Source organism: Ruegeria sp. CH8, assembly GCF_056536985.1.
On the sequence record NZ_JBQFQR010000053.1, the window covers coordinates 1 to 8,810 of the forward strand.

Consider the following 8,810-nt stretch of genomic DNA (forward strand, 5'->3'; position numbering starts at 1 on the left):
CAACCACACCCGACCGCATCAGGCCCTCAACATGCGCCCACCAGTCCCCGAAACTCTAGTCCGAGATGGCCCAGAACAAGGGGGCTAGACAAGGCGACAGTTCTGCTTCGCGACTGGGCTATACATAGCCCTCAAAGCGTATTGTTTGCGGGACTTCAGTTGCACCGTTTTCCTGAGCGAGTAGGGCGCGTGCTGACGAAAAGGTAGCAAGCGCAAAAAGAACAAGAAGGGCCTTTATCATCGTAGCGCCTCGGATCCGGGTTTTGAACTTGGGCCGGGGTTCACAAATGATCGCCCCGGCCAGCGTCAGGGCAAACGAGGTAGTTCTTGCCCTGAAACATCGTACTTTCGCCTAATTTAGAAGATCACCGACGATGCCGACGGCATCGACCACGGTAGACAGGTCATTCGTAACTTCGAGGACTTCGTCATCGACCAGAATGTAGCGGTTTCCTTTGCCCGGCTCCCCAAGCTTCCATTTGGAAAGGTCCCCAATATCCTCGAACTCCAGGTCAGATGGGAGCTTGGCACCGCGCGTGTAGCGCTTGATCTGTCCAGGTGGTACAGCTTTTGGGCCTTTGCCGGGTTTGTCTTCTATCTGAATGCTGACATCACCCTTCTTGCCCCCCTTGTTCGGCTTTTTACCCTTGTTGTCTTTGGCATGGGCATCGCTGCCTCCAAGGATGAAAAACACAACTGCTAAGGCTGCAAGAATTCCGTATGCAATCTTCATAGATTGTTCCTTTGCTTCCCAACTTCATTCGACCGGCGTTGAAAATTCCGGCACGCGCTTGATCTCTCTTAGTTGCCCTTTGGCACACCCCTTAGTGACTGCCTTCACCCCGCATTAGAAAACGATCCGGGTTCTTAGACCGAACAGGGTAATCCGGTCCTGATCGGGATTTAGAAGCGGGTCGGAAATGAATTGTACCGATGGCGTGATCTGCAGTCCGGGTGAGATTGAAAAGCGGTAGAAAGCTTCAAGCGTGAACTGATCGCCATCTATGCCTCTTGCTTCGGCCCAGTTTAGGCCCAGACCGGCCAAATCGGTGTTGCGACCATAGTAACCGAGACCGGCAGAAATCGACCGATCATAAAGCGCTGCGGTCCCCTTCGAGGCCCCAGCCCGAAAGAACGGCATCCACTTATTGTCAACAAACCATGCGGCAGAAAACGCAGCGCCGTAATCTTCTGGACGGCTACCATCGTCAGCCGCATCCGCATGCCAGAGAGTCAAATGGACATTGTCAAAATAGATGCGATCAAAGCCGGACGTGTACCCAAGCTCGAGTGATTTGAAGAGATTTCCATCGCTAAACACATCAAAATTTGGATCGGACGGGTCGGCGTTTGCGTCTGAGATGCTCGTAATAGCGTAGAAGTTTTCGCTCAGCTTTATCCCGCCAGCAATTCCAAGGCCTTGATTGGGCGCGTTGATTGTCGGATTGGTGTTGAAAGACAGGTTCTGAAAGCCACTGTAGGGGCTCACCAACCCGTAGATATCCACAAAGTCCGTTACATCGATCTGCCCGACTTGCAGCGTCCACGAGCCGTCCTCGGCCCTTTGGGTCCAGAACAGGTTGGTCAGCAGCAAACCATTATCGTTGAAGGCTGTCCCCGTGATAGAAAGGGCTCCGCCATCCAGACCGAGAAATTGCGGGGCAACATCCGTGTAACTGTGCCGGTCTTCGATCTTGAATGTCAGAGACCCCTGTTCAGTTGCCTGCCAACTGCCGTAGAACCGCGCAATTCCGCTGGCTGCTTCGCCGGTTCCCAGATCAGCATCCGTGGTTTGGCCCAATGCCAGGTAGTCAATGTTGAACCGAAAACCACCCTCAGCCAGTCGGTCTTTCCACTGAAACCAACCCGGTGCGATGTTGCGTGGAAAATCGGAACGATATTGCGGATCGGTGAGCCCGTCTCCGGGCGCAAGATCAGCTTCGACTGAAGATGGCCCGGATAGTCCCTGAGCCGACGCTGCGCCAGCGAAGGCAATGCTCAATGCGGTAACCAAAAGTCTTATCATTCAGACGCCCTTGCCCCGCCGGTCTTGCGATTTCCCGCCGCCCGGATGCGATCAGCGGCACGCTGCTTCCATTCCAGCCTGTCCGCCTTGGTTTCCAGAGTTTCGACCCGTTCCGTCTCTAGCTGGAAGGTCGCATTCATAGGCATGAGACCATCCACAACCATCATATTCTGAACAGACGGATCTATGGTCAGCATGCCCGTCAGCCGAACGGGTTCATGGAAATAGCGGGGCGCCCAGTCCCCGTTCAACCGCACACGGATCATCTGGTTGGGCGGAGGTGGAGGCATATGACTGCACATCCCTCGTTCGGGCACCAAATACGCCACAGGTTTTCCGTCAATATCGTTCGGAGCAGGTATGGCAAAACCCGCCAAGGTGACTGTCTGACCGTCGAGTTGCGGATTTCCGTTCGTACCAGCCTTTCTTCGACGCTCTGTCACGACCTCTCGCTGAGCAAGCAGCCAGTCAACGTCAATTCCATCTGCTGCCAAGGCATCTTCAGTCTCGGCCAAAAGTGCTTGCCAATTCTGCCTTTCATCAATGCTCCCAACGTCCTGATGTAGCCTGCCGCGCAGGCGCACGACAAACAAAACATCATCGAATTGTTCCGGGCTTAGGTCGCGATACGGGTCGTCAAAAACCTGTGCAGATGGGTCTGGAAGGTCGGTCCAGTCCAGCGCTGCGCCGGACGTTGCGACGGCAGATTGACCGCACCAGACCAACCCCGCAAGTACGACAAAGCGAAACCAGTGGCGCATGAACAGTCTCCGGCTAGGTTATCCAATCAATCCAGCGTGTTTTTGTATATCACACCGTCCTTCATAATCAGGCGTATCGTTTCAGGGCTATCTGGCCTCGGGTCAGCGCCAAACCATTGATCCCCCGTTCCAACGACCGAGAAGTCTTCGAGCGGGTTGCCGTCGATCAGCAGGATGTCGGCATAGGCGCCTTCTTCGATCACACCCAGTTTGCCTTCCGGATAGGGGTTCATGAAATCACCGCTAAGTGCCGCGATCTCGCCACCTACCGAAGTCAGGGTGACCATCGACGCGTAGGGGCCGAAGAAATGATTGTTCAGATGTTTCTCGTAGGCGATCTGGATGTTGCACGCCTCGACCGAACCCACGCAATCGGTTTGGAAACCACGCGGTGCCGGGCATTCTTTCATGCTGGGAATGTAGGCTTCGAATGTCGCCGAGGCCGATTTGGCCTTCCTCAAACTGTTGGGGTTGTTTTTCACGGACGGAACATCAAGTAGGCCTGGATCAAATGCTGTGATGTTCGTCGTGATGTACGCTCCTTTTTCTTTCATCAAAGCAGAAATCTCACAGTCAAAGTGAAATCCGTGTTCAATGGTTCTGACCCCTGCATTCAGGGCATTGATGATCGCTTCTTTGCGGTAGGAATGTGCCATGACATAGGTGCCGTACTCGTTGGCAACCTGAACAGCGGCCTCAATCTCTTCCTTCGAACCGGCGAGCAACTGCCATGGATCGAATGCCGAAATCACCCCACCCGATTGCATGAACTTCAGTTGCGTGGCACCCATGCGCAGGTTGTTGCGGCCATACATGTAAATTTCATCAACACCGTTGACCTGTTGGGCCATATTCAGAGTCCCAAAGTTGGTCACCCCACCCGGCGGAGATGTGAAGGATGCGAAATCGGCGTGACCACCACGTGTTCCGAGAAATGCCCCGGAAGGATAAAAGCGGGGGCCGACGATCTGGCCGGCGTCAATTGCGCGCCGCAGCCCGCCGCCAGCGCCCCCGGCATCGCGAACGGTCGTGAAGCCCTGCATCAGGTACATTTCGGCCATCCGTGTCCCGTGGATGGCGAAATCCTCCCAGGTCGAGTTGGTTTCCATCTCGGCAATCGATGGCCCCATGAGCATCAGATGCGCGTGATTCTCGATAAAGCCCGGTGTCAGAGTACGTCCGCCACCGTCGATAACCTTCGCACTCGGCGCATCAATGGCATCGGTTGAGACGGACTTGATCAGATTGCCCTCGACCAGAACGCTCGCATTTTCGATCCGCTGTTCATTGACGCCATCGAAGACATGCACGTTGGTAAACAGCGTTTGGGGTTCTTCTTGATCCTGAGCCTGCGCGGTCGCCGAAAAAGAAAGAACTGCCGCGACAATTGCCGTCGAGCAAAGAGACATTCGTAAGCCGGACATAAGTACTCCCTTCATATTCATGTTTTGCCAACTATAGTCTGGAATTCATTGGCTCGGTTGCCCCTTTTGAATTAGGATGTGCGAATGTGACTGCAAAAATGGCCACTTCTTAAAGCTAATCCAACAAGGGTTATGAGCTTGCCTTTCAACTCCACCTCCCGAGAGCATAGCGAGGGCTTTGTTCGCCTCTCTTTAGCCGCTCCCTTTCTGCAATATCTCACCGAAGGTAAGATCAATCCGCAACCAGCATTGGATCAGGTCGGCTTGAAAGCTGAACTGATGACTAACCCATCCGTGTTCGTTCACTCCGAGTTGGTTTACGGCTTGGTAAATGCTTTCTCAGAAGTATCAGGGGATCGATACCTAGGACTGAATGTAGGGGAAGCGTTTGACCTACAAGGATGGCCGCCCTTCGCTCAAGCCTTGCAATCTACAAAAACGCTGTTCGAGTTTTTTACCCGCTTTGTTGAGCTCGTGCCGCAGGAGTCCAATTCTGTGCGGCACAGCCTTGTCATTGAAGCAGACAAAGCGACTTATCGTATCGAGAGGCAACAGGAACCAACCGTCCCACCCATTCAGGTGACCGGTTTTGGTGCCGCAATCTATGTACGCCTATTGCAGACCGTCGTCGGAGAGTCCTGGGACTCTTCCCGTGTGCGATGGGAAAGCAGATACATCAATGGGCTGCCTATCGACTACAAAGGGATCGAGGTTGGCCTTGGGACTGATCCCGGAATGCAAATTAGTTTTCCTGTGGAATGGTTGTTTTTGCACCACGTCTCTGAGGGTTCTGCCAAGCCCATAGCATCACTTCGACAAGATGAAGAAGTAACCGTGGTGGCAGCTTTGCGATCTGTCTTACGCGACAAACTGGATGAAACCGATTTGGGACCAGAGATGGTGGCTGGAATGCTGGGAATACAACCGGAACGGTTTCTGAAAGCGCTTCAAAAACAAGGCACAACGCTACCGCGCGAAATCAAACGGCTGCGTATCGATGTCGCCAAGGAGCACCTCAAACAAAACCAGATGACAATTGCAGAGATCGGACTGATGCTCGGCTATTCTGACAAGTCCCATTTCACTCGCTTTTTCCGAGGTCAGACCGGAATGACACCGACCAAGTTCCGAAGCAAGTAAATGTGGTCGAGCCAAATGAACGCTTCGAAGATTAGGTCCTCGTGGGATCAGTTCGGAGAAGTTGTAGTGCGACGTTGAACAGGTTAGGGGAACGAATGCGCGAAACGTGATGGCTGACCCCGTAACCCATGATCAATGCCGCCTGGCAATCAGAGATGGTCGTTTGACGCTTTGACATACGGAAGGAAGGAAACGTTATGGTCTTTCGGTCCATATATCATTCTTCAACCGGTTTTTTCGATGGGATGGAAAAGATAATTGACGACCAGGTTTCGCGTATGCTTGCGTCTTCCAGGCACCGCCGATCGGCAAGGAAGGACCAGAAAAATCTTAGGCGTTATTCAGCTCGAATTCTCAAAGATATCGGGCTGTACCGGTCCGAAATTCACGAAGCAGTCTGGTACACCGGGCCTACACGCTATGTTTGCCGTCGTTAAGCTCACTTTCCTTCAGGGCCAGATCCTTGATCTTCTCACGCATTGGCTGCGGAATACGGTTCCAGACCCGTGATGGCGCGGGTCTACGATCTTCAAGCGCCTCAGGGCCACCCGACAGATACCGGTCATACCAGCGATAGAAGGTGGTCTTCGGGATGCCCAGCTTCTCCAAAGTGCGCTTGGTCGGCAGATGCGATTGCTCAACCAAGCGGATGATTTCCAGTTTTTCGGATGCGGGATACCTCATTCGTCGTCGTCCCCATCCGCGATCATGCTTTTTTTGAGCAGCCGCAATTCAAGAGCCTGTTCGGCAACCACTTCCTTCAGGTCGCGGGCTTCGCGGCGCAGATCTTTGACCTCGGTCGATGTCGCGGCACGCGCGGTGTCACCGGCAAGGCGCTTCTTACCGGCTTCCAGGAACTCCTTGGACCAACTGTAGTAGAGGCTCTGGGCAATGCCTTCACGACGGCACAGCTCCGCAATGCTGTCCTCGCCCTTCAGGCCGTCCAGCACAATCCTGATCTTCTCTTCTGCGGAATACTGTTTGCGGGTCGCACGGCGAATGTCCTTTACGACTTTCTCACCGTGGCTCTGCCTGGTTCCGGGTTTCTTTCTCATCTCCACTCCTTGGCGGTTACGATGAGCCAGAAACCCTCTCTTATCAATTCAACCTAAACTGTCCCATTGGTGCTGACGTCAGACAGAACGGGCCAACGCGTTGCGTCCAATATTGGAACTTGAGGAGGCAGGGCAGGATATAGGACCGCTACTATTGGATGCGGCCAAGATGATGGGCGTTTCGAGAAGCACCGCATGGGACTTTTACCGTCGTCTCAAGACCAACGATGGGCGGGCGAGCTCCTTACCTCTCGGCACGACGCCAGGTGCAGAGTTTCAAGTTCCCTTACGGTTGGAAGTCCGAGCTTTGAAGGGCGCAGCGTGGTTGGAGCAACTGTATTGGCGCGGAAGTCAGCATGTTGGTCGGCAATTGAACTTGGCGCTACAGGTTGTACGGGTACTTGCGCCAGAACTTCGTCACGCAGGGCTCTGCTCCAAATCCCGCCATGACCGGTATGCTATGCTCGCTGCTGTTCACCTATTGATGACGCGACCATTGGTGGCCGTATCTATTGCGATGCGTCGTGATCCTGACTCTGTTGCAAACTTTTGACTGTTGACGCTCATTAGTGCTTCGAGTGAATGGATATCGAAATATTGAAGTCGAAAGTTTGTTTATGATCTCTTTCAAAGGCGCTCAGTATCCGAAAGATGTGATCCTCTTCGCAGTGTTCTTCTATGTCCGATACGGTGTGTCATATCGCGATCTAGAAGAGATCATGCATGAGCGAGGCGTTGCAGTGGATCACACCACACTGAACCGCTGGGTGACGCGGTATGCAGGCGCAATCGCTGAAGCGGCGCGTCGTCGAAAGGGACCGTGCGACCGCTCCTGGAGAATGGACGAGACTTACATCAAGGTGAAAGGCAACTGGGTCTATCTCTATCGAGCTGTCGACAAGCACGGAAAAACGCTTGATTTTATGCTTTCGCAGCGTCGAAACAAACCCGCGGCCACCATGTTCTTCGCCCGAATGCTGGAATGCAATGGACTTCCACGAAAGATTGTCATCGACAAAAGTGGAGCTAACACCGCTGGCCTCAAGGCCATCAACAAGATGCTGAAAGGTTTTGGTTGCTCGGTCCCAATTGAAATGGTCAGGCGGAAATACTTGAACAACATCGTGGAACAGGACCATCGTTTCATCAAAAGACGAACCCGCCCGATGCTCGGCTTCAAGTCTTTTGCTTCGGCATCAGCGACTCTGGCGGGCATCGAGGTTGCGCACATGATCCGTAAAGGCCAGTTCACGCCCGGATTCTGCCCGTTTCGTCAATTCTCCGAGTTGGCAATCTGAACTGAAGCGATCGCAGATCTATTTGGCTGACCTAAAACTTTGCAACGAAACCCCCGGTCGAGCCGCTTATTTTAAGTGCGTGCGCCATTTTGCTCAGGGTACGATAGAGTTTGCCTGCCTCCGGATGCCAGTGCGCCACCTCCCGGCCTTGAGAGAAGACAACCTGTTCGTCGCCTCGGGCCGCCGGACCCGTTAGTGCTCGCTGTGGGCCTAAAGCACGGACATTCTCGACCGTACTGTCCAGGAGCTTTTCGTTCAACCGACGCACGATATCATCCGCGACGCCCGCATCCTTCCAGGCTTCTCGTGCGATCGCTTGCAACACGACGGTAAAGTTGTTCGAGATCACAGCTGCCGCGTGATAGAGGCTTTTGCCCTCCGAATGAATTGCAAAACACTCGGCCCCCAGTTGCTCGAGTAAGGGCCGAATGACAGCCAAGGCTGCCTCGTCACCTTCAAACCCACAGAGTGCACCCTTGAACTGATCTTTCGCGTGCTCTGGGTCCGCAAAGGACAAGACCGGGTGAACGCTGGCAAGACGCCAATTCAGGTGCCGAAGCGGATCCATCTCAGCAGCCGGGAAAAAGCCGCTACAGTGAAACGCCACCGATGCCTGCGCTGCTTTTGTCTCCGCTAGCTCATCGGCGAGGTCCGCTGCCACGGTGGCGATCTGGGTATCCGGCACTGCGATGATCCAAAGGTCGGCGGGGCGCAGGTCCGAAATCTGCTTCACGGCACGGCCGACCTTGACCTGTCCGATGGCGTTTTGGGCCGAACTGTAGTTAGAGCTGAGGACATCCTGAATCCGGCAATTCGGGATTTTTGCCAGAAGGTGCAGAAAGGTTCGGCCGACGCGACCCGCGCCGATCAGGTTAACTTTGATCCGGTTCATTTCGTTTATACCTCAGTTTCATCTGCTGGCATGTAGTTTACCCTGATGCATCCAGACATGTCTTCGCTGGATCATTCGGTTAGAAAGCTCGTTTACGTTGCAAGGTTCTGAGGTTAACGCAGCATCTGAGGTTTTTACTGGTCGAATAATTTTCGAACAGGTTATTTGAGCATGATCTCGTTAAAAAGCTTTCATTTCCCCAAGGGTGCAGTTT

Annotated in this window: 7 protein-coding genes and 1 pseudogene; 2 read left to right on the forward strand and 6 right to left on the reverse strand. The window is 53.7% G+C overall.

Going from position 1 to position 8,810, the window contains the following annotated elements; genetic code table 11:
- Positions 1–352 precede the first annotated feature (352 nt).
- The 4 genes from ACR0ER_RS25185 to ACR0ER_RS25200 all read right to left on the reverse strand — a co-directional run bounded on the left by ACR0ER_RS25185 (position 353) and on the right by ACR0ER_RS25200 (position 4,211).
- A complete protein-coding gene (locus tag ACR0ER_RS25185) occupies positions 353–733 on the reverse strand; it encodes a hypothetical protein (protein ID WP_480771218.1) in 381 nt (126 codons plus the stop codon).
- Positions 734–847: 114 nt separating this feature from the next.
- On the reverse strand, positions 848–2,026 hold the full coding sequence (locus ACR0ER_RS25190; protein WP_480771219.1) for a carbohydrate porin: 1,179 nt from the start codon (positions 2,024–2,026) through the stop codon (positions 848–850).
- Entirely contained in the window at positions 2,023–2,787 is a 765-nt protein-coding gene (locus ACR0ER_RS25195) for a DUF3299 domain-containing protein (protein WP_480771220.1), read from the reverse strand. The genes ACR0ER_RS25190 and ACR0ER_RS25195 overlap by 4 nt, the downstream gene beginning before the upstream one ends.
- Before the next feature lie 26 nt (positions 2,788–2,813).
- Positions 2,814–4,211 (reverse strand): amidohydrolase family protein, encoded by a 1,398-nt coding sequence (locus tag ACR0ER_RS25200; RefSeq protein ID WP_480668226.1) that lies wholly within the window; start codon positions 4,209–4,211, stop codon positions 2,814–2,816.
- Between the two features lie 132 nt (positions 4,212–4,343).
- On the opposite strand from ACR0ER_RS25200, the gene ACR0ER_RS25205 reads away from it, so the two are divergent.
- A complete protein-coding gene (locus tag ACR0ER_RS25205; protein ID WP_480771221.1) occupies positions 4,344–5,351 on the forward strand; it encodes a helix-turn-helix domain-containing protein in 1,008 nt (335 codons plus the stop codon).
- Positions 5,352–5,783: 432 nt separating this feature from the next.
- On the opposite strand, the pseudogene ACR0ER_RS25210 reads toward ACR0ER_RS25205, so the two are convergent.
- A pseudogene (locus ACR0ER_RS25210) lies at positions 5,784–6,406 on the reverse strand (transposase); the annotation flags it as partial.
- Positions 6,407–7,023: 617 nt separating this feature from the next.
- Between ACR0ER_RS25210 and ACR0ER_RS25215 the strand changes: the two are divergent.
- Positions 7,024–7,704, forward strand: coding sequence for an IS6 family transposase (locus tag ACR0ER_RS25215; RefSeq protein WP_480771223.1), 681 nt, complete (start codon positions 7,024–7,026; stop codon positions 7,702–7,704).
- A 31-nt stretch (positions 7,705–7,735) separates the two neighbouring features.
- On the opposite strand, the gene ACR0ER_RS25220 is transcribed toward ACR0ER_RS25215, so the two are convergent.
- The gene (locus ACR0ER_RS25220) at positions 7,736–8,596 is read right to left on the reverse strand and encodes a Rossmann-like and DUF2520 domain-containing protein (protein ID WP_480771222.1); all 861 of its coding nucleotides are present in this window, start codon (positions 8,594–8,596) and stop codon (positions 7,736–7,738) included.
- Positions 8,597–8,810 lie beyond the last annotated feature (214 nt).

Bases quoted from the DNA above. Each gene is read 5' to 3' on its own strand.
- ACR0ER_RS25185 (WP_480771218.1), bottom strand. From the start codon at position 733: ATGAAGATTGCATACGGAATTCTTGCAGCCTTAGCAGTTGTGTTTTTC.
- ACR0ER_RS25190 (WP_480771219.1), bottom strand. From the start codon at position 2,026: ATGATAAGACTTTTGGTTACCGCATTGAGCATTGCCTTCGCTGGCGCA.
- ACR0ER_RS25195 (WP_480771220.1), bottom strand. From the start codon at position 2,787: ATGCGCCACTGGTTTCGCTTTGTCGTACTTGCGGGGTTGGTCTGGTGC.
- ACR0ER_RS25200 (WP_480668226.1), bottom strand. From the start codon at position 4,211: ATGTCCGGCTTACGAATGTCTCTTTGCTCGACGGCAATTGTCGCGGCA.
- ACR0ER_RS25205 (WP_480771221.1), top strand. From the start codon at position 4,344: ATGAGCTTGCCTTTCAACTCCACCTCCCGAGAGCATAGCGAGGGCTTT.
- ACR0ER_RS25215 (WP_480771223.1), top strand. From the start codon at position 7,024: ATGATCTCTTTCAAAGGCGCTCAGTATCCGAAAGATGTGATCCTCTTC.
- ACR0ER_RS25220 (WP_480771222.1), bottom strand. From the start codon at position 8,596: ATGAACCGGATCAAAGTTAACCTGATCGGCGCGGGTCGCGTCGGCCGA.